This is a genomic window from Trichocoleus sp. DQ-A3 (assembly GCF_039961975.1).
Taxonomy (GTDB): Bacteria; Cyanobacteriota; Cyanobacteriia; order Cyanobacteriales; family FACHB-T130; genus FACHB-T130.
This window is the reverse complement of sequence record NZ_JAMPKC010000001.1, coordinates 529769-555433: the sequence shown is the minus strand read 5'-3', so window position 1 is coordinate 555433 and position 25665 is coordinate 529769. Positions and strand designations below refer to the sequence as shown.

Here is a 25665-nt window from a genome sequence, read left to right as displayed (position 1 = left end):
GGATAAAATATGAATGGATTTGTCCTTCCTAATATTCTTCTGTGGCTGCCGGTAAAGTAACGGTAACGGTTGTACCTTGATGGAGAATACTTTCAATCTGGATATGACCTTGGTGAGTTTCAACAATTGCCTGCGCGATCGCTAACCCTAATCCAGATCCCGTTACCGTTGTATTTCCTGCGATATGAGTTCTAGCTGGATCGACTCGATAGAATCGGTCGAAAATGTGGGGCAGTGCCGACTCTGGAATGCCGATGCCAGTGTCGCTGACTCCGACTTGCAGATGGGGCATCCCGTGGCGTTTCGTGGCGAGGCGATTCATGGTATCGACCCATTGCAATGTCACATCAACTTTACCCCCTGCTGGAGTGTATTGCAGGGCGTTACTAACCAGATTTGTGAAGAGACGCGCCAGCTGATCCCAGTCACCTTCAATAGCAAAGGCATCCTCTTCAAATTTGGGCTTTGGGATTTGAGAGGGGAGATTTTCTTCCTCAATCATTCCCATATTTAAAATTGGCAATCCAAAATCGAGAGATAGCTTGACACCTTTCTCCGCAGCGACTAGCTGTTGTTCTTCAATCACCTCCATCAACAAGGCATCAAGGTGAACTTGAACCCAAGTGCGTTGTTTCATGCCACTATCCTGCCGCGCCAGAAATAGCAGATCGTCCACCAAACGCCCTAAACGCCTGGTTAGCCGTTCTACAACCTTCAGCTGTTGTCGGTAATGGATAGGTGCCGCCCCAGATGCCGCTATCAGGTCGGGATCGTCCAGCGCCACCTGCACATTCGTTTGAATCATGGCAATCGGGTTCCGCAGTTCGTGGGAGGCGTCAGCGGTGAATTGTTTAAGCCGTTGGTAGGACTCTCTCACGGGTTCCATCGCCAAACCGGAAAGCCACCAGCCGCTAGTCGCCACAGAAATCAACATTAGTCCGGTGCCAAAAATCAAATCAACCATCAACAAGCGAGTCGGTTTGGCAACCTCAAACCAAGGATGGCTGACCCGCAGATATCCTAGTACCTGACGCCCCATTTGCACTCGTTGCGTCACCTGTCGCAAAAGCAGCTTGGAGTCCTTCGTTGCCTCCCTGGTCGAAGACCAAAATTCCGAGTCTAATATCCCTTGCCAGGAAGCCCGAACGACCGGCACGGTTTCACCAGTGCGGTTGAGATGAATGGGAATATCTAAAGGTTCGGAGAGAGTTGACCAGAGTAATTCACCTGTGGGGCTAAACCACTCTAGGTCGATGTGGTCGTCTTCAGCGGCTTCTGCATCGTTGCGAAAACTTGCTTCAACATTGACGGATGAACTGCCATTCGGGGCGGTTTCAATCACGAGCGATCGCTGCACCACTTCCACTACATGATTGAGCGTGTCATCCACGCGCTCAATCAGCGTGTTGCGGACATACAAATAAACCCCAGTAGCAAATAGCAGTAGCAGTACCGCTGTAACAGCCGTGTACCAAATAGCTAATCGCCGACGAGTAGCTTGAAACATAAATTAACTCAATCTTTTGCCAATGCTATTCTGGCAACTCACCCAAACGTTGCTAGTCGGTAAGCGTAGCTAGGGGTAAAATTTTACTATAATCGCTATCCTCTTAAGCGCCTGCCTTTCCCAACTTCGATGATATTAAATTAGCGAAAAAATTAAGCATATAACTTCAACGCTAATATCTACTTTTTACACAAAGATACGGAGAGAAATCAATCTGACTTCGCGTACCTTTGCGTTTTCCTTAGCGTACCTTTGCGTTTCAAATATTCAATCTAAGCAACTTTAAGCAGCACTGCGTTGCCCAAATTGAGTCAGGAAGCGGAACGCCTTGACAATAGAACTCGCACAATCTCTGGGAGAAGTGTCGTAAAAAGCACGCCATGCGGCGGCTTTGTACTCGTCATAGCGATCTGCTCGTTCTGGAAATTTGTCCAACCAAGCCAAGCGTACGGCATGACCAATTAGCACATCTAGCACAATATATTCTTCTACTTGTAACTCTGGATTCGCTTGAGCGATCGCTGCCAATTCCATTAATGCCTCAATATTTACCTTTCGGTATTCCGGTGCCTGTATTTTATTGAGTAAATGCTCGATTCGCAGAGCAAAATTCTTTTCCCCTGGCGTCATTTCTGACAAAATCAAATGGCTATCCAAACGATTGCGACGCTCTAGCTTATCCCCAATTACTACACCTTTGCAGTGTTTCAGCAATCTCCAAACGCTGGGATAAAAATCTTTCGGTACTCGATTGAGTGCCCCATCTAGTTGTCGCTGTCGCAACCAACCCCCAGCAGTGGGTGCCTCTTCCTCATCGGGTTCCACCGGCACCACCCACTCAATCTCCTGTTCCTGCTGTTTAACGTGTAAAGATTCTTGCTGACGCAGCACTTGATTCATCCCCTCATACCCAGCCAATACTTGGCGCAGCCGCATCCTCACTTCAAACGGACTTAACTGCATCAAGTGTTCGTAAGCTTCATCCTGAGTCAGACGCAACTCGTGCGCCAATTCGCTAGTCAACAGCAGGATCAAATATCCTACCCGCAGCGTCAGCAAACCGTCAAATAGCTGAGGTTCCGCCTTGATCAGCAGACCCAGGTAAATTAGGATTTCTTGAGTGAAAACGCGATCGCGAATATCCTCCCCACAGAACTCGCGGATCTTGTCCATAATTTCTGTATAAGACATCGGGCGTGCCATCAGCGACGCCTCAGTATACGCCTTGCCCACCGTAATCTGCTTGCCCCGCACCAGGATATCCGTCACCGCATCCGACAAGCCAATATCAACCTTATTCAGTAACCCAGCCGCATGACGTACCACCGTCCAGTGGGGGGACGCTTCGCTGGTGCCTGCCTTGGTGTAAACTTCATCCAGCAAATCCGCCACTGTCACTCGCTGTTCCGGCCCTCCAAAGCCGGTATCAAAATCCAATCCCTGCAACCGCACTAAGGTATGCAACAACTCGATTTGTTCGTAGATGTTTTCCGACTCCCGCAGGCTAGAGAGCAATAACCCCAAATTGGTTTCGCACTCCAGCATAAATTCTTGAGTATTACCCAGCGGCCAATTTTTATCAGGATGGCTGGTCAGGTAGTACCGTCGTGTCGCGGCATCTTGAACCGGCGATTGGGTAAACTCAAAGTCGTGTAGAAAATCAATTCGTTGTGTCCCAGATGTCAGCATCAGCTGATTCAGCCGCCCCAATTTCACTCGAACCCCATTGCATAAACCATCTTTTAGCTCCTGCATCAGTTCTAGAAGCGCCTCTGAGCCGGTTTCCAGCATTGCGTGGGTCAGCAACAACGTCATCGTAGGACGCCCTAGCTCAAACCAATTGCGCTGAATATAAGCAAGTTCGCTCTGAATTTCAGCAACTAAGAAATGGTAGTCAAGGGTCAGGTAAAACTGCTGTTGATCCAAAAATGACGGTAAGAAGACAATCGTCTCGCTCCGGATGCGAAAAATCCTCGATGTTGTTAAAGTCCGCAACCGGCGCACGGGTCTGCCCGTGAGTCCCAGCTTATCGTTCCGCCCAATTTGGGTATAAACCGCTGAGAGTTCTGTTGCTTGACGCACCTGAATCGGCTCCAGTTGTTGCGGCGTCTGGGTTGCAATGCCGTGGACTGCTAATTCAGCCTGTAACTTTTCATCTTCTGCCAACAGCGCAATTTGTACCATCGGGTTTCCTTCCCGACCCACACTCAGGTGCCGTCCCAGCGGGTCAATATCTCCCACCGCGATTAACTTCTCACTCAGCATTTCTCCTAGCAGGTACAAGCTTTGCGCCCACACCAAGGGGATATTTTCATTTGGCAGGCGCGGTTGGGTGTGGGGGTTCTGTCTCTCCGCCTCAATCTTTTCCGCCGGGACATAATAAAGCTCCGGTAGCAGCCGCAAACCGTCCTGCTCAATCAGCAGAAACTCCAGGCACTCTTGATAGTCCTTAACTTGTTCCATGTCTCCTCGAAACAAGCCATCCAGAACCAGGTAGGTGAAAAATAAAGGCCATTCGCACTCAATATGCTCAAATTGCTGCAATTCCCAAGGTTCGTAGTGCAAGCGGCTGGTATCTTCCAAAACAGTTTGGTGTCCATCTCGCAAAAAGCGTTTGCAGCCGTAGCGTCCCTCCAGCTTGTCGATGATTTTCTGTCGAGTGCGTTCCATCAGCTCCATATTTTCCACCGCAAAGGCTGGGAAACTAATGACGCTTAAGCTAGCCGCATCCACTTCTTTGGAGCTAGATTCTCTTGGTAACAGGGATTTCAGGGTCATGCGGGCGCGAGCAATTTCATCCGGCAGCACGTGAATTACAGAAGCCTGAGAACCTCGCACTCCAAATAAATCCAGTCCGCTAATTGCTTCTAAAGCGGCTTTTGCCATCCCGACCGAACTGGCATTTAGTTCTGGATTCCCCCGGTTTATCTTATTTCCTCGCTCCCAAATCCCATAATCGGGGGTTCGGTAAGTTCTGCCAATGTAATAGACCAGATTTTGGACAAAGTTGACTTCGTCAATGGCGTAGATGATATGTAACCCCGATGCCGTCATCTGAGCCAGCATCAGCAGAAATAGCGAGGTGGCATCTAACTGCAAGTGTCCCCAAGCGTCATCGCCGACTACGACATCACCGCTGCTGGTGTTGTATTTGGCGTGCAGGCAGTCTAGGAGGGATTGGCTTTGTTTAAATTGCTCAACTTTGTGGCTCTGTCGCATCATACAGAACAACAGCCCGCGCATCAGCTTGACGACGCTTTGTTCCAGCTCGTAGGTGCGCCCCTTATCTTCATCGACTTTGCGGTAAGCTAGTGCCAATCCCCAAACGGCGAGAATGCTGTAAACGTTGTCGCGTACCCAGGCATCGGTGTAGTCGCCGTGGGCGTTAATTGCAGTACTGGCGGGCAATAGACCCGTAATCGGATTTTGACGGTTGAGAATGACAGCCTTGATCTGGTGGTAGTAATCGTCTAGGCGATCGCTTAGCGGTTGTGAGGCGTTTAGCAACATATCATTCTCCTAAAGAGAGGGGTGCTGGGGGTCGTCCCCGGCAAAACGAAGAGAGTGTCAGAAATCCAGCCCAAGTGCTTTTTATTTTCGCACCAAAGCTAAAATTCATCTGCCTCGCGAAGCAGATTGCTGCGCGTTCACAATTCTTTAGTTACATTCTTGTACAGATGGTAACAAAAGTTTATTTTACAGAGTTAAGACTATGCAAACTCAAGACCGCAACGATGCAACCAAGATTGGCTTTACGCCCCAAGCTAAAAATTGGAATGGGCGTTTTACCACGATCGGCTTTTTCATTGCCATGATGATTGAACTCACCACAGGTCAAGGCGTGCTTCACTTCTGGGGTCTGATGTAATAATATATTTCAATTTTATAAATTTGGTCAATTTCAAAAGCTCGCTGGGAGTTTATCTAGGAACTCCCAGTTTTTTGTTTCCCAAATAATAGTAGGGGCAGGTAAAGAAACCCGCCCCTACTATTATTTATCTCGCTAAAAAGGATTGTCTAGCGAATGTATTCTTTGAGAATACTGTTGCGATTGGGATGCCGCAACTTGCGGAGAGCTTTCGCTTCAATTTGACGAATCCGTTCGCGGGTAACGTTGAAGATTTGACCGATTTCTTCAAGAGTTTTCATGCGTCCATCATCCAAACCGTAGCGCAGACGCAGCACATCCCGTTCGCGGGGGCTGAGGGTGTCGAGGACGCTTTCTAGATCTTCCCGGAGGAGGTTTTTAGAAACTTGATCTTCGGGGGTTTCACCATCTGCTTCGATGAAGTCACCCAGACGGGAGTCTTCTTCTTTACCGATGGGAGTTTCTAGAGAAATGGGTAACTGAGCTGATTTAGCAATGAATCGCAGTTTCTCGATGGTCATTTCCATACGAGTAGCGATTTCTTCTTCAGTGGGTTTGCGACCCATTTCTTGGGATAGAAGCTTGGTAGTTTTTTTGATCCGAGAAATGGTTTCGTACAGGTGAACAGGTAGTCGAATGGTGCGAGATTGATCCGCGATCGCTCTCGTGATTGCCTGACGAATCCACCACGTTGCATAGGTGGAGAATTTGTAACCTTTTTCGTGGTCAAATTTTTCAGCGGCTCGAATCAAGCCTAGACTGCCTTCCTGAATCAAGTCTTGGAAGGATAAGCCGCGATTCATATATTTTTTGGCAATCGAAACCACCAAACGCAGGTTTGACTGCACCATTTTGTCTTTAGCACGGCGACCTACATAGAGGCGATGTCGGAACGCTGGTAGGCGCTTCTTCACCTCTTTAGACCACTCTTCTTGTTGCGGTTCTCGCCCTAGCTGAGTAGCGAGTTGTTCCCAGACTCGCTCAGATTTCAGCACTCCCTCAGCCCACTCTATATCCTGCGGTTCCCGCTCCAGATTTTCGATCAGTTGCTCGCGCAAACGCTCTAATTCTAGTAAGTCGGCTATCTTGCGTGCGAGTTCAATTTCTTCATCGGCTCTTAAGAGACGAATCCGACCAATTTCTTGTAAATAGAGACGAATCGAATCCTCAGTGTAGTGTTTCTTTTTCGTTTGCACCCGACGACGGGATCTACTGACCTTACCAGGCTTACCTTCGTCTTCATCGGGCGTTACGTCTACAAAGTCGTCTTGATCCGCGTCTTCATCAATTAAGAGATCCAACTCGCTCTCAGGCGGAGTGATGATTTCGAGTACGTCGTTGGCCTGGGTCATGCCGAATTCCTCATGCTCCTTCAGTTAAAGACCAGAAGATGGTGTTAGTTAATCTACAAAACAAGTTAGCCAGTCGTTTACCTTGCCAGCTTTCAACGCTTGCTGACTGGCTCAATGAGAGAAAAGAGAGAATGCGCTTGCGTGCAACGCCAGCGTTCGATAACCGCGTTGAAATAGGTGTTAATGCTGGTAGTGTTCAAAACCTTTCCGATTGTAGCCTTTCTCACAAAACTTGCACGCTTTTGGTTTATTTAAACCTTCAAATATGAAGTTAATGTCAAGGCGGCTTTTCCCAATGGATAATCCGATTGGAATTGATACACCCACTCCGATCTCATCTCCTTCAACTAGCTTGTACAGGATTTACCAGCAACACTCGCTGGTTGATTTGGTGATGCCTCCAGCCAGTTGAGCGCTGTCTTTCTATAAATAGCCTATAGTTAAGCGTCAAAGGTTTGGGGAGAGTAGCACTAAGCAGTAATGAACGTTTAGGCAAAACTAGAGAAAATATTGCTTGATTTCGCATTTTGCTTAAATGCAACTCTATCCTACTGACGCTTGATGGGCGATGGGTTGCGACAAATGGCTGAATTCTATTCCGTCATTCTAATCAACAAGAGCCAAAATGTGACAGAGAAAACATCAATATATTTCGTATTTAGGTTAAAGAGGTCAACTGACTTTGCTGCCACAGCGCATCGATGGTAACAAATTGATATCCTTGCTGCAATAGTTTAGGCACTAACTGGGCGGTCGTTTCAGCCACATCTTGACCTCCATAATAGCCATCATGCAAAACAATGACCGAACCATTTTGGACTTGCCGCAAAACTCGCTGTACGACGACGCTAACCCCAGGCTGTACCCAGTCTTCCGGCACCACGCTCCACATGACAGGTCGATAGTTCCACTGCTGCAATAAATCTAAGGTCTGGGGTGTAAACAAACCATTGGGGGGTCGAACGTCACGAATAAATCGTGGATCGAGTTGACAGGCGTGTTGGATCGCCTGCTGTGTCTGTTCCATACTTTGTTTGAGGTCAGCTGGACGCAGCTTGGGAAAAGCGCGATGATCGTACCCATGTAGCCCAAGCCAGTGACCCCGCCGGTAGACTTCTTTCGCAGTCGCTGGTGCGCGGTTAACGCAAACACCCAGCCAAAAAAAACTGGCGGGTATGCCGTAGTGGTCTAGCACTTTCAAGAGTTCGGGAGTGTATTGGGGATGGGGGCCATCATCAAACGTGAGAGCGATCGCTCGTGAATTTCCAGTACCCGACCACAGACAACGGGGAAAGGCAGGCTGAAGAATTCGGTACACAATAGGAAATAGCGGAGCTAGCTGCATTTGCTCTTTGATGTCGTTTTTCTAATGGGTGTCAATAGACGGTGAGTCTCAAAGGTCAATTTAAACAACAAAGCCCATGTTTTGCCATACTGGCGGGAGCTTCTCTTTTATTTGCTCTCTCTGGGTGCAGCACCGTAACCACTAACCAGTATGAAGCAACCGCCCGGACAACTTTAACTTGGAAAGTCGGTTACTCGACTAATCCGGGTCGCAATCAAGAGCGAATCGAAACTTTTGGCTCTACTTCCTTACTCAACCGCAATGGGGAGAAGCCAGAAGGCGCGGTAATTGGCCCCGACGAACGGGAACTTTGGTGGTCTGCACTGCCACCACGACCCACGCTTGATGAAATTGAACAGCGGCTGCAACCTGCCGAAAAGGCAAGCCAGCCAGAGATTTTGCGAGATGTGAATTACCAAATTACTTATCGCAGCAACGGGCAGAGTGTTACCTTGCCGACGAATTACGATGTCTATCGAGAGGTTGTCAAGGCATATCCTTCCCAAACGCCTTTAGAGCTGACGCTAGGAGTCAATGATTCCTCTGTGGAGAAAGCGGAACCCAAGTTTGAGAATTAAAAAGAGATATTAAAAAGCAAAAATTAAGCGGGGGCGATCGCTTCCCTGTCTTTCGGCTCCTCTGCCCCCCTGCTTAATTCTTCCTGCGGACTTTAGCCACAGAGCGTTTCAAAACAACAGGCGTCTTTAACGGTTGACTACCCTTAATTAACGGCTGGTTACTCTCCAATGCTTGCAGACCATCGAGAACCGCATCTCGGATCGCCGCTTCCGGTTCTTGATTCAGCATCAGCCGAAAGTATTCGGCAACACTACGTCGATGCTCCCGCTCTAACCGAGCCTCTGTGACTAAGGCACAAAGTCGGCGAACCGCAATCAGACGCTTCAGGGGGTCTACCTGCGTCAGCTCCGTTAACCAATGGTTCAGGTTAGCTTCATCCCGATTCAGTTGACGGCTAATAATTTGCCAGACCAAGAGGATTAGGGTTGCCAGAGTGCCCAGACCTTGAAGAATTGCACCAGCAGCAATCCAGGGACTGTCAGAGTCTACCCAGATGGAAACTGCCATATAGGTGCTGAGGCTGGCAATGCCGCCACTGCCAACGGCAAGCGTTAATTGCCGGTTGGAACCACTAAAAAACCGTTGCAGGCTCGACCAGTGTACTTGCCAGTCCCACTCCTGCATCAGGTAAACCAGCAACATTACCAACACACCAGCGCCGGTAGCCAGTAGGAGCTTCCAGTTCCAGAACAGCATCACCACCACAACGGCGCTCACCACCAGCCAGCTGCCCGATCCCTGATCTGGGTGCCGGGGAAACAGCTTGAGGACTGGCATTTTTAATTGTTTCTGCGACAGAGCCAATTGGATCTGGTTTACGAGTTGTTGTCGCCAAGACGACGCCTGTGCCACGAAAGTTTCCTGCTTAAGTCAGATAGATTATACCTAACGAGTTAACTATCGTAATACCTTTTAGTCCTAAGCTCGTAGCCCGTAGTCATTCGTCCTTTGTTTTACCAAGTTGACCAATGACTACGAACCAATGACCGATGACCGCTCACAAACCAAAGCTCAAGTCATCGACGGTCAGACAGCCATCAAAAGCGTAGAAGGTGATCCGATAGATATTTGGTACTGCGACGCTCAGCTGACTGTTCGGAGGAATATTGGAATCCGTTCCGGCTAGATTTGGCTCTGTCAACTCCGAGCGCCCCAGGAGTTGGTTTTGCTGGTCGTAGGCAGATAAAATTGTTCGCTGAGAACTGGTGACAAAGCCGCTGACAAAGCGAACCGGAAACTCAAAGGAAATTTCTATCAAGCCGTTTTTAGGGGCACCCATGAGGACGGTGGTGCCAGATCGAGGGGGGAAAGCGGGGTTGGAGGGATGGAGAGCGATCGCATTTCTAAACGTGAGACCCCATTGCTGAAACTGGCGCTCCACCACGTCAAAGCATTTCAAGTCTTCCATGTTGAGGCGAACGCAGGTTCCCTTATTTAAGGGGAAGCCGGAGTCAGCGCTAGCCGGCTCCTCGCTAGGAGAAGCAACAACGGTGGACGCATCGCTCGACTCAATTGTTGGTGCGGATGCGGAGGCGTTAAAGTCGCTGATTTCATCCCACGGAAGACTGCATTGCTTTGCCATAACGTTCTGTGAATGTACTTTTTCAAGAACTGGATCGCCGTTTATTACTCCGACGCAGATATCTCCAGACTTGACGGAGCTATCACTTGGGAGTGACGACCTGAAGCTACTAATCCCCCCTCTGTTCATTCAGCCTCCTTGACTTATGGGGCGTCTTTTACGATCTGATTCCGAGTAATGCTTCTTCCCTCAGGCAAAAAATTCCGCATTTTTAATTTCTTGTGAGGGAAGTTTTAGAAGAAATGTTCCAGTCATCAACATTGGCTGATGACCGATTGCCATCGCGATCGCACACACCCTGTTACTTAAATACGCAAAAACCCGGTGAGGGGTTTCACCCCCTACCGTTTGGATTATCTCTGATTTTTTCTAATTTGGCGGAAAAAAACCAGCGGCTGGATTGGCATAGCGGAAAGTCTTATCAACCGGCTGATGTATTTTTACCTTAATTTACATCTGCCTTTAGGGATAACTATTTGCAAAATCTTTAATTTCAAGACGGTTGTTTTATCGTTCCTTTAAATTGCGGATAAATTACAGGATCGTTGCTCCAGTTAGGCTGGGCGCATTTGCTGCTAGATCGTTTGGTCTGACGCTACCCGATGAGAAATTCTGAAACCACCTATATGCAAGCGTTTCATCGTTCAAAGTCTAAAGCAAAAATCTAAAATAGTATCAGTCACCAGCTCAACTGAGCATCGCCGATTGAAACTGGGTGTTAGGAATCAACCAGTAGTCAGACGTTCTAACACTCAACAATTCGCGACAATGAGCGCTCGTGGCGATAACAATGAGGTTTATTCATGATTCAGCCACCCGGCTTTGAGATGCAATCGATTGTCACTTCCTTGGGAAGAGTGGTGTACTACACCCCCAAGGGGGCACCTTGGCGCTCGGCGGATGCAGCCATGTCAGAGAATCTGCCCACGTTGGTTTTCCTACATGGCTTTGGTGGTGGGTCATCCGCCTACGAATGGTCGAAAGTCTATCCAGCTTTTGCAACCGATTATCGAGTGATTGCACCCGACCTAATTGGTTGGGGTCGGTCTGACCACCCCGCACGCAATTACCAGATAGATGACTACATCAACACAATTATTGAGTTCATCGAGCAGACTTGTAACGAGCCAGTACCCGTCGTGGCATCTTCTCTCACGGCTGCTTTTACAATTAGAGCTGCGATCGCTCGCCCCGATCTCTTTAAGTCCCTGATTCTCACCACACCGGCGGGTCTGTCTGACTTTGGGGAAAATTACACCCGTAGCTTTTTTGCCCAACTCGTTGCTACGCCCATTCTGGATCGCTTGCTCTATAGCACGGGCGTTGCTACGGAGGTTGGCATCCGTAGTTTCCTAGAACAGCGACAATTTGCTCGTAGCCGCCGCGTCTACCAGGAAATCGTAGACGCTTATCTGCAATCTGCCCAACAACCCAATGCGGAATATGCAGCGCTCTCTTTTGTTCGGGGAGATTTATGCTTCGATCTATCCCTGTACATCACTCAGCTAAACGTGCCTACTGCCATAATGTGGGGGGAAAAGTCCGAGTTTACGGGTCCGGAAGTTGGCAGGCGGCTAGCAGCTTTAAATCCGCAAGCTGTCCGAGTTTTTCAGGCGCTTGATGATGTGGGATTGACGCCCCAACTGGAACTGCCTGCGGTGACAATCGGCTTCATCCGGCGATTTTTAGACTTGCTGGACTAGAAATGTCAAAGAAACCCATTATTTTAGAAAATAGTGGGTTTCTCTACCGCAAGATTAGTCTGGGAACCGGATATCAATGACTGTGGAATTGAAGTTATAACCTGAGCCGTCTAGTTCTACTGGGATGCCAATTTTGAGTTTGGTACCGCCGACAACCGGCCCATCTTTTGTGATTTGGGCTTTAGTACCGAAAGTCATCAGCATATCGGTACTGAAAGAATCAGGTCTAGGATCGGGGAGCGCTTTGACAGAACCATCCGGTTGCGGGACGGTCACGCTTCGGGGCAGGATCTTGATGGATTTAATCTCCATCTGTCCGGCGGGTTGATTGCGGATAATAATATTCGTTTTTTTGTCCTTCTGGAACTGGTCGATTAAAGCCTGGGGATCTCGCACATTTAAACCCCGGACAATCAAATCCATTTCTACGGGTTTTGTGGTAACGCCGACTTGGGCAACCGAACCGGAAGTGCCGGGAAAAAAGAAGATTCCTACAATAACTGAGAGAATCACTAAGGCAGCACCCACATCTAAGATGCTCACCTTGCCGAATAAGCGACCTTGAGAATCCAAAATCTTCATGCAGAATTGTCCTGGCTCTAGCTAAAAAACTGGGGAAATTCAGTAACCTCTAACTCTACAAATCACAAGGTAGATGATACTTAATCCGGCAGTCTTTTGTCAGAGTACCATGAGTGTCGCCTAGAGAGTGCTGGCAGATGGCTGGTTGTAAAGCCTTCCTGAAAAGACTGCCTAACTTAGTCTACGACACGGATGTAGCCTTGTTTCAGGCTGTCAAATACTCGGTTGACTTGGATCTGCTCTTCGGAGCTGAGAGCCGTCTTCGATAACAGCGCCGCCATCAGCCGTTGTTGGTCATGGCGAGTAATTCTGCGCGTAGTTAATAATTGCTCGACTAATTGAGCGATCGTTAGGGAGAGGCTTTGAGCTTGCATCTGGTTATCGGGACACAGGATTCTATTTAAATTTTCGGTAAACTTGCCCTCCAGTTCATCAGGACATTCACCGAATCTGGTGATGAAAAATGGCTAAATTTTCAGGAGTACCGAATCAGTATTGTACGGGGGAGCGATCTTAGTTGGAGGCTCTGCCCAGGCTTGAGCGATCGCAAAATCTCTCGATTGTGGTTGAAGCTGCAACTTAGAATTCTCAAATCACGTCTGTTTGTTTCAGACTAATGAAAGTTGTTGTCACATTTACGGGGAGATGCGATCGCATTCTATAAGATTCTCTTTCTCTGGGCTGATGCTTGGGAAGAAGAACAAGAATCCGAAATTGTGACTTTTAAAATGTGGTGTTGCCTCGCCTGCTTTCAGGGTAGGGAGTGTTGAAATTGTCAAGACTGGTCGCCGATCGCAACTGTCGATTTGATTATCACTCGTATTCGCTATGAAGTTGAACCCCTTGTCATTTTTTTCTCGTCGTTCCTCCCGCCGCTGGTTCTATCCGTTCCTCTCATCTGTAGTGGCGCTGTTTATTTGTGTCGGTTTGCCTCAGTCTGGGCAAGCAATCTCGTTGTTTGACTTGATTTTGCGCGGCGTTCAGGTAATTCAGCTGTCGAGTATTTCTGATAAACAGGAAGTCCAAATTGGTCGGGCAATTAATAACCAGCTAGTCAGTCGGGAGATTCGGCTGTATCGCAATCCCCAAATTGTTCGCTACGTTGAAGAGATTGGTCAGCGGTTGGTGGCGAAGAGCGATCGCCCTGATATTCCTTATACGTTTCAAGTCGTTAACGATAAGGGTCTCAATGCCTTTGCGACAATGGGAGGCTTTGTCTACGTCAACACTGGCTTGCTCACAGCAGCAGATAATGAAGCTCAGCTGGCGAGTGTAATGAGTCACGAAATCGGTCATATTGCCGGTCGTCATGCAATTGAGCAGATGCGGAAAAGTGCGCTAGCTCGCGGCGTAGCGGCAGCAGCGGGGTTGGATCGCAACCTAGCCGTTCAAATTGGCGTGGATTTGGCTCTACGGCGTCCGAACAGTCGGCAAGATGAATTCGAGGCGGATCAAAAGGGACTGCAAACCATGATTAGGGCAGGTTATGCTCCCTCTGGAATGGTGGCTTTCATGGAAAAGCTGCTCAGGGCAAATTCGGTGCCTACTTTCTTAAGTACCCATCCGGCAACCTCGGATCGGATTAAGGCTTTGGAACGTGCCATTGACCCGGAAGATGCCAATATCGGCGATGGGTTGGATCAGCAGGCTTATAAAGCGAAAATTCGCCCTCTGATTTAAGGTCTGAGCATCTGGCGGCGCATCCGACTCACCTGAGAGGGATCGATTTGCGTCACTGCTTCTTTCAAGGGTAGTTTGCGAACGCGACGCCGCGCCACATTGACTTGATAAACCAAGTTGTTCGTGAGATCCAAGCCTGTCAACCAGCCACTTTTCTGGTGATAGGCACCCGTATCGATGTCAAGCCAGCCGTTGCCTTGGGCAAGTTTTCCTGGTGCAACTCCAGGCAGGGTAAAGGTGATGGTGTGACCTGTAACGATCAGTTTATCGGGGAAGTACGGCTGGGGAATGCTGTGAAATTCTTCGCGAATCCAGCAAAATTCCTCAGCGGTTTGCTTCTCGAAGGGAATTTGCGGATGGACGCCTGCATGAACCAACCAGACATCGCCTAAGTCTAAATATGTGGGTAGCGATCGCATCCACTCGATATCCTCTGTTGGAATACCCGCTTCCCCATAACTGTTCACGGTTGCATGACCGCCACTGTAGAGCCATCCTTGCAGCGCTGGGCCGTAAATTTGTCCATCGCCCAACACGTCTAATAACATTTGCTCGTGGTTGCCCAACAAACAATGGTAGGAATTTTGCTTAACAAATTTAACAACCTGAGCGCTGTGAGGCCCTCGATCGATTAAATCCCCCAAAAAATAAACCGAGTCATTTGAGGAAGGAGCGATCGCTTCCAATAAGGTCATCAGGCCTTCGTAGTGGCCATGTACATCACCAATCACAATGCGACGGGGGGTCATTTTGCTCATCCTCAATCCGATTACTCACAACCTTAGATAGCGCCTCAAAGTAAGACACCGAATCACTGTCGATCAAAACTTATACACTCATGGACATCCCTAGTCATGTCGCCCAGGTTATAGCGCGGGTGGGGAAGTGACTTTCAAACGCGGCACAGTATCATCAAATTCCATGTCTTACCAATAAACCATTGGTAATATGTTTGTTGCGTCTGCTCCGTTACAGCTAGATGCAACTTATAGCCCGTTAAAACTGATAACCACGCTAAAACTGGGTTGATTAGTAAGTCAATCAAGTAGGAGAATGTCAAAAAAGGGAATGTCCTTGTATTAAGAGTTTCACGGAGCGGATGCACAGCCTGAATAGGGAACACCAAAAAAGCACTGGGAAAACCAACTAGAAATGGGAAGTTAAAAGTCAAAGGTATATTTTTAAAGCTGACTTTTAAGTTCTAAATTCTCTTCTAAGTGGCGGGATGTATCAAATTGTAAGTATGGTAGACTACATTATTAATCATATCTCGCCTAGCTTGAGTAGAACCTTCTGGGATCGGGAATCTCTCTGAAGGCGGTCGAGTGTTGGGTGAAACAGAGCGAGACAATCAATAGAAAAATTCTCTCGCTATCGTTAAATGTCAGGGTTTTTTACCTTAAAGTTCCTTGCCTCCTGTGTCTTCTACTGTGTCTTCTGCTACGCTGCCAGTTATTATTGCTCTGAAACAAGCTAGTAGTATCGCTTGGGTAAATCAGGCGATCGCTAACGTGGATACTATTCTGCTCGATCATTCCCACTGCGAACGGAAAGCAGCCGGAGTTGCCTTGAATTTGATGTTTCGCTACCCTTCTTATACTCAGTTAGTGCGGCAGCTTACCAGGATCGCCTGCGAAGAACTGGAACACTTTGAGCTGGTTAATCAGTGGCTGGAACGTTGTGGCATCCCCCTTGCTGCCCTCTCTGCGCCTCCCTACGGTGCCGGGATGAAGGCGCAAATCCGCGCCAAGGAGCCAGAGCGGTTATTGGATTCTTTGCTAGTTTCTGGGTTGATTGAGGCTCGAAGTCACGAACGGCTGGGATTACTCGCCACCCACTTACCCGATCCAGAGTTAGCCCAATTTTATGGCAGCTTGATGGCATCTGAAGCACGTCACTATGGCGTTTATTGGGTGCTTGCCGATACTTACTTTGAGCGTGCTGTTGTCAACCAACGGCTGGAGGAATTAGCCGTCGTTGAGAGTCAGTTGCTGGAAACGCTGCATCCAGAACCGAGAATTCACAGCTAAAGGCAAGAAGCAGATGAAGGCTCAATATCGGGATTTTGTGATTCGTGGCTGGGAAAAGCGCGATCGCACTTTTGCAGCTGATGTCATCCATTCGGTGTTAACCGAGTATGGCTTGCCTTGGCAACCAGAGGAGGCAGATAGGGATGTTCTAGAGGTAGAAAAATTTTATCAAGATCCTGGGGGTGAGTTTTGGGTAATTGAAAGAGAAGGGAAAGTGGTAGGGACTGGCGCGTATTATCCAGTGAAGCGTGGGGACAGAGCGGTAGAATTACGCAAAATGTATCTATTGCCAGCTGTGAGAGGGCAAGGACTGGGTAAGTATTTGTTAGAACAACTCGAAAATGCGATCGCTTCTCGTGGTTTTCAGGAAATTTGGATTGAAACCGCCAGCGTTCTCAAAGAAGCAGTCAAATTGTATGAAAGGAGTGGGTATGAACCAGAAACAGGTGTTGAGACGGCAAGATGCGATCGCGTCTACGTTAAATTCCTGTAAGCCTCACGACTGATTTTGACCATTTACATTTCCGTTTGCTACTAAAAAAAACAAAACATTCTCCAGCCCTTTCTCAAATCGCAATGTTTTGGCAAGATTGTCTCGCTTTGAAAGGATTGAATCGATGATAATCATATCGGGCTTGGCTGAGATTGCCTTTTCAATACATTCCTGACCGTTAGAAGCTTCAACAACGCTGTAGCCTTTTGCCTGTAACACATCAGTAAGGATTTTGATTGTTGATTCATCTTCATCTACTACCAAAACTTTTTTCTTTGAGGTTTCTTGAGCCAGAAGCGATTCGATAGCACTTAGAAGTTCTTCCTGGTTAATTGGCTTTGCCAAATACCTATCAATTCCTAAACAATAGCCTCTATCTTTGTCTTCTATAATTGATAAAATGATTATCGGTATGGTTGTAGTTCCAGGGTCATTTTTCAGTACTGCTGCCACATCAAATCCATTCATGGCAGGCATCATCACATCCAGAATAATCAAATCAGGATGTTCTTTTTTAACCTGTGTAATGGCATCCATACCGTCTTTAGCTTGCCTAACAATATAACCTTCTGCTTCCAATTGCTGTCTGAGAAGTTCTCTAATAGATGCTTCATCGTCTACCACCAAAATTGTTTTCTTTTGTTTATTAGAAGAGGCTTTAGAAGTGATTACGTGACCTTTTAGTTGTTTTAAAAGGGTGTCCAAATCAACTTTCTCAAACTCAAAATTTCCGCCTGTACTGATAGGTAAGGTGAATGAAAAGTTGCTTTCTTTACCCAATTTACTTTCTACCCAGATTCTACCCTGATGATGTTCTACGATTTGCTTGCAAATGGGCAGTCCTAAACCAGTTCCTTTAGGTTTGTCTGTTAATGTATCACCTACCTGCTTAAATTTTTCAAATACTTGCTCTTGGTCAGCCTTGGCGATGCCTATACCACTATCAATAACGCTGATAATAACCTCGTTGTTGATTTTTTTTGCTCTGCAAGTTATGCAGCCTTCTGGCGTGAATTTGACAGCATTGGAAATTAAATTAATCACAACCTGAACGAGTCTATCCTTATCACCCACTAGCTCAGGTAGTTCATTTTCGATATCCTTTATTAACTTTAGCGGCTTTGTTTCAAATAAGGCGGATGTAGCCGCTGTTGCCTGTTCAATTATTTCAGATATATAAATTGGTTCTGTCTTCCACTCAATCTTTCCTGCTTCTAACTTTGCCAAATCAAGGACACTATTAATTAAATTTGTTAGTCTTTCCCCTTCAGACACAATGATGTCCAGGTTTTCTTCTACTTGCTTGATGGTTTTCCGAACTTTCTTATCTTCACTTTGAACTTCAGGAAATATAACGGAATCTAGTTTTTTCTTGATAATTTTTGCGAATCCCAAGACGGAGGTAAGAGGTGTTCTTAACTCATGGGAAACAAGAGATAAGAAATCTGACTTGGCACAATTAGCAACTTCAGCGGCTTCTTTAGCTTGTTGTAACTCTTGTTGCGTCCGCTGGCGCTCGGCAATCTCGCTTTGCAAATTCTGAATAGTATGATTCAATTCAAGAGTACGTTCCTCTACTCGAATTTTTAACTCTTCCTCAGACTTTTTCAGAGTTTCTTCTACCAACTTTTTATCAGTGATGTCTTCATAGGTACCTAGAATACCTACAACATTCCCTGCATCATCATGGAGTGGAATCTTATTCGTTTCTGCCCAAGACTGTTTGCCATCTGCTTGAAATTGAGTTTCAACGATATGATATTGGGGCGTATCTGCCTCCATGATGCGATTGTCACACTCGCGGTACCAGTCCGCCTCCTCCTTATTCCAAGCCAAGTCGTAGTCTGTTTTGCCAACAATTCCTTCTGGTGTATCAACCCCTGCTACTCGCGCAAAGTTGTAATTGCAACCCAGATAAACAGACTTTCTATCTTTCCAAAAAATTAACTGCGGGATGTTATTCATCACTAGCTGTAGCATTTGCTTACTCTCTCGTAGTGATGCCTCTGCCTCTTTAGTAGGAGTAATGTCTTCTACTGTTCCCACAAAACCGATGAGTTCGCCTTTATTGGAAAGCAAAGGAGATGACCGAATGTAAGCCCAACGTACAATTCCCTCTCGTGTTTGAAAGCGACATTCGTACGAATATTCCTTCCGCTGACGAGTGTAGGTATACCATTGTGCGATGACGCGATCGCTATCTTCCGGATAAACTGACCGCAACCAACCATCTCCCAAGCTTTCCTCAAGTGTAAAGCCACAAATTTCTTGACAGCGCGGGTTTGTATAAGTGCATTTACCTTCAATATCTGTCATAAAAATGCCGACTGGCAAACAAGCACTGAAAGAACGAAATTGCTGTTCGTTTTTCTTAAGTTCTGCATTGATGGCTTCCAAGTCCAATGCTTGTTGTTTTACCTGTGCTGTATTCTTAAACAGGTCAACAAACATCGATACTTTTGAGAGTAATATTTCCGGTTCAATCGGCTTAACCAGGTAATCTATCGCGCCTAAGGAATAACCTGTGAATATATTAGTGTCGCTTGTGCCGTATGCGGTTTGGAAAATAATCGGAGTCTGGCGCGATCGCTCTCTAGCTCGAATCAGCCTTGCTGTCTCAAATCCATCCAGTTCTGGCATCTGGACATCGAGCAAAATCACAGCAAAATCCTCATTTAGCAAACATCTTAAGGCTTCCATCCCCGAATTTGCTTTGACTAAATTCTGCCCTAAGCTACTCAATACTGCCTCTAACGCCAGCAGATTTTCTGGATGGTCGTCAACCAAAAGGATGTTTGCTTTCGGTTCTGACTGCATATTTTACCCTCAACGTTTAGTGACAAAATTTGATTAAAAAATTAATATTGCTAAATATTTTTGCGATTGATCTTACAGGCGCTAGAGCTAGCTCTGTAGGCATTCAACGCCGTTTTGATTTTTGCAAAAATCTTTATTACAGTTACTACTGTGCTATGGCAATCCTACATCTTTTTCTTTTCCTAAGCCCAAAGTACGGGCTACATCGAGGCGATACGATAGCGCGATCGCTACCGCCCAGGCTACACCTACGTACACTTACATAGTTCAACTACATCTATTCACAAAATTAAGCTCTCTCAATTTCTAGAATATTCGATGCTTTTGCCACTACCTCATCTGGATCGAAAGGCTTTGTCATATACATATCCGCCCCTACTTCATTTCCCTTCTGCTTATCAAATTCTTGCCCCTTAGCAGTCAACATGATAATGTAAACGTCCTTAATATCTAGTTCATTTTTAACCGCATTACATACATCAAATCCATTCATTTTAGGCATCATTACGTCGAGAAAAACAAGAGCTGGCTTCTCCGCTTTAATTGTCTCCAATGCTTCTTCACCATTAGTTGCTGTTAGTAACTCCACGCCCTCATCTTCAAGATCCTCAAGGGTTTGTTCTAACAAAAGTCGAATGTGAGGCTCATCATCAACAATTAATATCTTCGGATTCATTCTGTTTCTTACTATTTAATAAAGAACTTCAAAAACTTCTACAGCTTCTTTTTTTCCTTTTACTTGAACGCTCCCAATCTCCTTAAATTCAAATAGATGTTTTGTATTCTCATAAATAGAACGACTAACTAGGATCTGCTCACCCTTCGCCATAGATTGCAGCCTAGACGCTATATTAACTTTATCTCCTATTGCTGTATAGTCCATGTGTTGTGGAGAGCCAACGTTGCCAACAACTACCTCTCCCGAACTTATTCCAATCCCGGTAAGAAAATTATCCCTAATCCAAGCAACTGGGATTGTTTTTATGCGTTTTTGCATCTCAATAGCTGTTTCAATAGCTCGTCGTTCGCTATCAACAAGAGTTGAAGGTGCGCCAAACATGGCAACAATCATATCTCCAACAAACTTGTTCACAGTACCCCCGTGGCTAAATATCACCTCTACCATGTGAGTGAAATATTCATTCAGATATTCTACAATTGCTTCTGGTTCTAACTCCTCGCATTTAGTGGTAAAGTTTCTAATATCAGAAAAGAGAATGGAAATGTCTTTTTTAGCAGGAACTAAGGAAATATCTTCTTGAGGATCTAAAATAGCTTCAACGACTTGTGCAGGGACATATCTTTCCAAGTTACTTTTAATCCGCGCTTCTCTAAGTTTATTTTCATGGAGCAGAGCGTTTTCGATAGCTGCTGCGGCTTGGGATGCTAAAGCAGTGAAAAGTTTTAAATCTTGTGCTGTATAATTGACTAATTCATCGCTACTCAAATTAAGCACGCCAAGAACTACGTTTTGTGTCTTAAGTGGGGCGCAAATTAGAGATTTTATCTTATTATTACCTGTAATAAATCTAGAATCCGACTCTACATCATTGACTATCTCTGCGTTTCCTAGATGAAACACGCTGCCAGCGATACCTTCACCTGGAAACAGGGTGGTTTTATGCTGATATTCTTGACCAAAAGCAGCAATGATTTCAAGCTTTCCTGTCTTTTCATTCAGTAGCATTGCTGAAGCATTGGTTGTTTTTATAAGTCTCCTAGCTTCATCAATCACTAATTTGGCAATCTCTTTAAGATCCAGGCAAGCTGATAGTTTTCCGGAAATATTATAGAGAAGGTTTATTTCTTTATATCTATCCAGTACTTCGCGGGCAAGCGTCTTTTTTTCAAGCTCTTTTCCAGCTATATAGGTAAGCAACGATGCAAGACTGGATGCTTTGTCTCCGCCAAATACCCATCCAATTACTTCCTCTGAAAGCTGTATAGGGAATTTATTTGATGAAGAAAAAATACTATTCCCGATTAGTAGACTACCGTTGACATCTATAATACTTACAGAGCTATCCAATGTCTCGATTAAGTCAGCGATGAGCGAAGAAATTTCTTTTTTAGAAATCAGCTTTTTTAAACTAATTAGAGTCATAAAATTTTTTGTCTGCCAATGCTAGGAATAATATAGCAACATTAAATGATTTATGAGCGCTAAATTCTCGATTTAGCGAAGAATCGGAGAGCTGAATCCCTGATTTAAGAATAAAATAACATTGCCATTCCCTAGCGAAAAGAATTTAAATCACAATGTTTTAAGAAACATAGCTAGTGTTTCTAATGCCGATTTGTCACCCTAAGCTTAGAATACCCATCAAGACTATGAAAATTCAAAAGAGTATTTTTTTACATTCGTGTTCAGAAAAGTGCCTCCCTTAATACATCCGCCGTTTGCACTAACCGTTGAATCACGATCGCCTATGGGATCGCTTCTTCAAGAACGCCGCTACGAGGAAGCCAGCAGCGCTAGGACAAAAATCTGCATCCAATGGCTAACCCAAGCGATCGCATCCATCAAGCCGCCTCAACTTCAAATTTCAGCCGCCGCTCAGCGAAAGATTAATAACATTTTATGTTTTCTTTAACGATCCTTGGGGCGGATGTGTAAACCTATGGTATGGCATCATTTGCTCAGGGGATCGCTTGGCTACTGTTCTTGTGGAGAGGGGTATTTTTGCGCCAATGGTATTAGGAGTGTAGGAAATGAACCCTCATCAATTAGTACCCTGGGATGACAGTTCTCAGGCAACAACTCCTCGCGGACAGTTAGAGCATTTTGAAGAGCTAGTTGCAGCATTAATAGATCAACCGATCCAGACGAAGGAACAACTCCAAAAAGAGATTCTCTCACGACAAAGGTTTGAAACAGCGTTAAGCGAAAGTGAGAGACGATTCCACGCTATTTTTAATCAAACATCCCAATTTATCGCGCTACTGCAATCAGACGGGATTGTCCTAGAAGCCAATCAGACGGCGCTAAACTTTGGTGGAATCACTGCAAGTGATGTAATAGGTTGTTTTTTTTGGGAAGCGCCGTGGTGGAGCGTTTCGCCAGAGATCGAGGAACGTTTAAAATGCGCGATCGCTCAAGCAGCAGCCGGAGAAATCGTGAGTTACGAAGTTGAGATGCGGGGTGTTGGAGAGACTGTCGCCACCTTTGACTTCTCGTTGAAGCTTTTGAAGGTAGAAACAGAGTTTGTTGAGGCACAGCATACGCTACCTTTATTGATTGCCGAAGCTCAGAATATTACCGAGTGCAAGCACTCAGAAAATCAGCTCACCCTGTGTAATCTAGAACGGCTAACGCTATACAAAATTTCAGAAATCGCGCAGGGGACTCAATCTCTTCACGCCGCATTTCAAGAGATTGTTGAACAAATTAGTATTGATACTGGTTTTCCGATTATCACCATCGAACTTTATGACGAAGCAAGGCAAATGATGGTGTTTGCAGGGCTAAAAGGAGTTCCCTTGCCTGCGGACACAACTGTTCTTGAGGTGCCGGTAGACCAGACACTTTCGGGGAGTGTGGTTCGCACGGGTCAACCTGTCGTGAAGACGGAGCTTTCGCAGTCAGCCAAGAATAGTAACTTTAATAAAATATTCTCGCAGTCAGAGATTAAAACTTTCATTTGTATGCCGATGATCGTCAACCAACGGTCGATCGGAGTTTTAAGTTTAGCCCATTGGGAAATCGTTCAATGCAATGATTCATTCCTGAAATGGATTGGAAGTTTGGCTAATTCTATTGCTTCCCTAACCGAGCGCAAGCAGGCAGAGCAAGCACTACGGGAAAACGAAGCGAGGTATCGTCGAATTGTCGAAACCACCGTTGAAGGGATCTGGGTTCTCGATCCAGAGGGGAATACAACTTTTGTGAATAACCAGATGGCACAAATGCTAGGACTAACAGCGGCTCAAATGTTAGGCAAGCCTTTGTTTGCTTTTATGGATGACGAAGGTCGCGCGATCGCAAAAGCTTTGATGGAACGTCGCCGCCAAGGAATTAAAGAACAACATGACTTTAAATTCTGCCGTCAGGATGGCTCCGATCTCTGGGCAATTGTTTCTACCAATCCCATCTTCGATCAAGCGGGGAAATATGCGGGAGTCCTGGGGATGGTCATGGATATCACCCAGAGAAAAGCTACTGAAGAGGCATTGTTGCAGCAGGCAAAGCGGGAGTCGTTGATTCGGGTCATTACCCACCAAATCCGTCAATCTCTGAAGCTGGAGGAGATTCTCAACACGACGGTGACGGAAGTACGACAATTTCTTCAGGCTGACCGAGTACTCATTTTCCGCTTTCATCCAGACTGGAGTGGCGTTGTTGCAGTTGAGTCGGTCGATTCTAGGTGGACGCCAATTTTAGGCTCGACGATGACAGACCGTTGTTTTGCACAAACTTATGTGGAACCTTACAAAAACGGTCGGATTCTAGCGATTGAAGATATTTATACGGCAAAGATAAGCCCGTGTCACGTTGATTTATTGGCTCAGTTTCAGGTGAGAGCAAACTTGGTGGTTCCCATACTCCAAGGCGAGGATTTGTGGGGATTGTTGATTGCTCATCATTGTTCGCAACCGCGACAGTGGCAGCAGCTAGAGATTAATTTACTCCAAGAATTAGCAACACAGGCGGGAATCGCCATTAAACAAGCCCAACTTTATCAACAGTTGGAGGAAGCGAATCAGGAGTTGCAGCGCCTTGCTGTTTTAGATGGATTGACTCAGGTAGCGAATCGCCGTTGCTTTGACCAGTATCTGAATAGTGAGTGGCAGCGGCTGGTGCGAGAGCAAGCACCCTTATCCTTAATTTTGGGCGATATCGATTTTTTTAAACTCTATAACGATACTTACGGTCATCAAGCGGGAGATGAATGTTTAAAGGAAGTGGCGAGTGCGATTCGGCGCGCAGTGAAGCGTTCGACGGATTTAGTGGCTCGTTACGGGGGAGAAGAATTTGCGATAATTTTGCCGTATACCGTAGTTGAGGGAGCAATCCGAGTTGCTGAGCAAATCCGCGCTGAAGTGAAGGCGTTAGCGATCGCGCACGTTAATTCTCAAGCTAGTCAGCAGATATCGCTCAGTTTGGGCATTGCTAGTGTAGTTCCGACTTTAGAATCCTCACCAGCAATGCTGATTTCCGCAGCAGATACCGCCCTCTATCAGGCAAAAGCCGCAGGGCGCGATCGCTATTCCGCACACAATTAACGGCTCAGGGTACGAATGAACCGTTGTAAATTGGTGAACAATCCAGGTTTTTTTGGCGCTGCGGTGTCGCTGCTGCGGTTGCTGGGATTGGCGGCGTCCTTACCCTGAGTAGTTCCTGCCAGGATGTTGTCAAGTTCTTCGCCCACTGGTTTTGTAGAAACTTCGGCAATCAGCTGATAGTTGTCCTTGGTTTCCTGCCAAACTTGCCAGGGTGAAGGGTAGCAGCGAAGCACCGCAGCACCGTCAAGGGGTCTGAGATAGTAACTAGATTCCAGGGTAGTCAGGAAGCGATCGCGCAATTGTCGTCCCGCGTAGCCAATGCCAATAATAGCGGCATCTTCTAGATTAGGGTTGAGGAGAACCACCGGGCGATCGCCTGCTGCTTCGCACAGTTTTTCGACTTGCAAGACTTCTACTGCGGAAGGTTCAACGAACAAGAAAACCCGATCTTCTGGGTGAATTTTCTCATCTACCGACGCTCGGCTACTGCCAATATCTGTAATTTTAAAGGGTACTTGTCCCCAGTCGCGGCGGGCAAGGGCAGCTGCCCCAGCGTCGGGAAAGAAAACTTTCAACTCCGATGCCATCTCCTCAAAGGCTTCGATAAATTGCAAGGCGACGGGCATCGGTTTGAGTTCTGGGAAGACTAACTCGACCTTGATTCGGGTGTAACCATTGGCGATCGCAGCTTGGGTTGCTTCGCGGGATTGCGCGATCGCTTCTTCTAGTGATTTAGGAAGTTCTGCCATCTCGAAAATTGTTAAATTTAAGTGGATTCAGCCAAAATGTCAAATTGATTAAAAAACCTCTTTCTAACCCTCTTCTAAGAGGAGAAGGGACAAGAGAAAGAATGTTTTAATTATGTCGGGATTGCTGCTTGCCTCCGTTAGGAACGCGCAGTACG

22 protein-coding genes are annotated in these 25665 nt (G+C 46.3%); 9 read left to right on the top strand and 13 right to left on the bottom strand.

The genetic code is table 11. The features are described 5' to 3' along the window. Window positions 1-28: 28 nt before the first annotated feature. A complete protein-coding gene (locus NDI44_RS02275; RefSeq protein WP_190413452.1) occupies window positions 29-1507 on the bottom strand; it encodes a HAMP domain-containing sensor histidine kinase in 1479 nt (492 codons plus the stop codon). Between the two features lie 282 nt (window positions 1508-1789). After that, window positions 1790-5017 carry a glycoside hydrolase family 15 protein gene (locus NDI44_RS02270; RefSeq protein WP_190413450.1) on the bottom strand — a complete coding sequence of 1076 codons (3228 nt, stop codon included), beginning with the start codon at window positions 5015-5017 and terminating at the stop codon, window positions 1790-1792. A gap of 202 nt (window positions 5018-5219) precedes the next feature. Between NDI44_RS02270 and NDI44_RS02265 the strand changes: the two genes are divergently transcribed. Beyond that, window positions 5220-5375, top strand: coding sequence for a chlorophyll A-B binding protein (locus tag NDI44_RS02265; protein ID WP_190413448.1), 156 nt, complete (start codon window positions 5220-5222; stop codon window positions 5373-5375). A gap of 149 nt (window positions 5376-5524) precedes the next feature. Here the strand turns inward: NDI44_RS02265 and rpoD are convergent, their stop codons facing one another. Together rpoD and NDI44_RS02255 are read right to left on the bottom strand one after the other, a co-directional pair. After that, a complete protein-coding gene (rpoD, locus tag NDI44_RS02260; RefSeq protein WP_190413446.1) occupies window positions 5525-6727 on the bottom strand; it encodes an RNA polymerase sigma factor RpoD in 1203 nt (400 codons plus the stop codon). 658 nt (window positions 6728-7385) lie between these two features. Next, complete coding sequence (locus tag NDI44_RS02255) at window positions 7386-8072, bottom strand: polysaccharide deacetylase family protein (RefSeq protein WP_190413444.1); 687 nt, start codon at window positions 8070-8072, stop codon at window positions 7386-7388. 89 nt (window positions 8073-8161) lie between these two features. Between NDI44_RS02255 and NDI44_RS02250 the strand changes: the two genes are divergently transcribed. Further along, complete coding sequence (locus NDI44_RS02250; RefSeq protein WP_190413766.1) at window positions 8162-8650, top strand: hypothetical protein; 489 nt, start codon at window positions 8162-8164, stop codon at window positions 8648-8650. 73 nt (window positions 8651-8723) lie between these two features. Here NDI44_RS02250 and NDI44_RS02245 read toward each other — a convergent pair whose 3' ends face one another. Further along, entirely contained in the window at window positions 8724-9503 is a 780-nt protein-coding gene (locus tag NDI44_RS02245) for a hypothetical protein (RefSeq protein ID WP_190413442.1), read from the bottom strand. A 145-nt stretch (window positions 9504-9648) separates the two neighbouring features. Beyond that, entirely contained in the window at window positions 9649-10233 is a 585-nt protein-coding gene (locus tag NDI44_RS02240) for a hypothetical protein (RefSeq protein WP_190413440.1), read from the bottom strand. Window positions 10234-10475: 242 nt separating this feature from the next. On the opposite strand from NDI44_RS02240, the gene NDI44_RS02235 reads away from it, so the two are divergent. Then, the gene (locus NDI44_RS02235; RefSeq protein WP_190413438.1) at window positions 10476-10682 is read left to right on the top strand and encodes a hypothetical protein; all 207 of its coding nucleotides are present in this window, start codon (window positions 10476-10478) and stop codon (window positions 10680-10682) included. 354 nt (window positions 10683-11036) lie between these two features. Further along, a complete protein-coding gene (locus tag NDI44_RS02230) occupies window positions 11037-11936 on the top strand; it encodes an alpha/beta hydrolase (protein ID WP_190413435.1) in 900 nt (299 codons plus the stop codon). A gap of 54 nt (window positions 11937-11990) precedes the next feature. Here NDI44_RS02230 and NDI44_RS02225 read toward each other — a convergent pair whose 3' ends face one another. Together NDI44_RS02225 and NDI44_RS02220 are read right to left on the bottom strand one after the other, a co-directional pair. Continuing rightward, the gene (locus tag NDI44_RS02225) at window positions 11991-12518 is read right to left on the bottom strand and encodes a DUF4330 domain-containing protein (RefSeq protein WP_190413433.1); all 528 of its coding nucleotides are present in this window, start codon (window positions 12516-12518) and stop codon (window positions 11991-11993) included. 176 nt (window positions 12519-12694) lie between these two features. Continuing rightward, window positions 12695-12892, bottom strand: a complete 198-nt coding sequence (locus NDI44_RS02220) for a hypothetical protein (protein ID WP_190413431.1) — start codon at window positions 12890-12892, stop codon at window positions 12695-12697. A 454-nt stretch (window positions 12893-13346) separates the two neighbouring features. Here NDI44_RS02220 and NDI44_RS02215 point away from each other — a divergent pair, with 454 nt between their 5' ends. Further along, the gene (locus tag NDI44_RS02215; RefSeq protein WP_190413429.1) at window positions 13347-14198 is read left to right on the top strand and encodes a M48 family metallopeptidase; all 852 of its coding nucleotides are present in this window, start codon (window positions 13347-13349) and stop codon (window positions 14196-14198) included. Here NDI44_RS02215 and NDI44_RS02210 read toward each other — a convergent pair. Further along, window positions 14195-14956 carry a metallophosphoesterase gene (locus NDI44_RS02210; RefSeq protein ID WP_190413427.1) on the bottom strand — a complete coding sequence of 254 codons (762 nt, stop codon included), beginning with the start codon at window positions 14954-14956 and terminating at the stop codon, window positions 14195-14197. The two genes, NDI44_RS02215 and NDI44_RS02210, sit on opposite strands and share 4 nt — an antisense overlap. Before the next feature lie 672 nt (window positions 14957-15628). On the opposite strand from NDI44_RS02210, the gene miaE reads away from it, so the two are divergent. Further along, complete coding sequence (miaE, locus tag NDI44_RS02205) at window positions 15629-16228, top strand: tRNA isopentenyl-2-thiomethyl-A-37 hydroxylase MiaE (protein ID WP_190413764.1); 600 nt, start codon at window positions 15629-15631, stop codon at window positions 16226-16228. 13 nt (window positions 16229-16241) lie between these two features. Continuing rightward, window positions 16242-16721: a GNAT family N-acetyltransferase gene (locus NDI44_RS02200; RefSeq protein WP_190413425.1), complete on the top strand. Its 480-nt coding sequence runs from the start codon at window positions 16242-16244 to the stop codon at window positions 16719-16721. A 3-nt stretch (window positions 16722-16724) separates the two neighbouring features. Here the strand turns inward: NDI44_RS02200 and NDI44_RS02195 are convergent, their stop codons facing one another. The 3 genes from NDI44_RS02195 to NDI44_RS02185 all read right to left on the bottom strand — a co-directional run bounded on the left by NDI44_RS02195 (window position 16725) and on the right by NDI44_RS02185 (window position 21642). After that, window positions 16725-19538, bottom strand: a complete 2814-nt coding sequence (locus NDI44_RS02195) for a response regulator (RefSeq protein ID WP_190413423.1) — start codon at window positions 19536-19538, stop codon at window positions 16725-16727. Between the two features lie 289 nt (window positions 19539-19827). Then, window positions 19828-20214 carry a response regulator gene (locus NDI44_RS02190; protein WP_190413421.1) on the bottom strand — a complete coding sequence of 129 codons (387 nt, stop codon included), beginning with the start codon at window positions 20212-20214 and terminating at the stop codon, window positions 19828-19830. A 15-nt stretch (window positions 20215-20229) separates the two neighbouring features. Beyond that, window positions 20230-21642 carry an adenylate/guanylate cyclase domain-containing protein gene (locus NDI44_RS02185; RefSeq protein ID WP_190413419.1) on the bottom strand — a complete coding sequence of 471 codons (1413 nt, stop codon included), beginning with the start codon at window positions 21640-21642 and terminating at the stop codon, window positions 20230-20232. 325 nt (window positions 21643-21967) lie between these two features. Here NDI44_RS02185 and NDI44_RS02180 point away from each other — a divergent pair, with 325 nt between their 5' ends. Continuing rightward, window positions 21968-22132: a hypothetical protein gene (locus tag NDI44_RS02180; RefSeq protein WP_190413417.1), complete on the top strand. Its 165-nt coding sequence runs from the start codon at window positions 21968-21970 to the stop codon at window positions 22130-22132. A gap of 118 nt (window positions 22133-22250) precedes the next feature. Further along, complete coding sequence (locus NDI44_RS02175; protein ID WP_190413415.1) at window positions 22251-24761, top strand: diguanylate cyclase; 2511 nt, start codon at window positions 22251-22253, stop codon at window positions 24759-24761. Here NDI44_RS02175 and NDI44_RS02170 read toward each other — a convergent pair. Next, complete coding sequence (locus tag NDI44_RS02170; protein WP_190413407.1) at window positions 24758-25510, bottom strand: DUF1995 family protein; 753 nt, start codon at window positions 25508-25510, stop codon at window positions 24758-24760. The two genes, NDI44_RS02175 and NDI44_RS02170, sit on opposite strands and share 4 nt — an antisense overlap. Window positions 25511-25665: the final 155 nt, after the last annotated feature.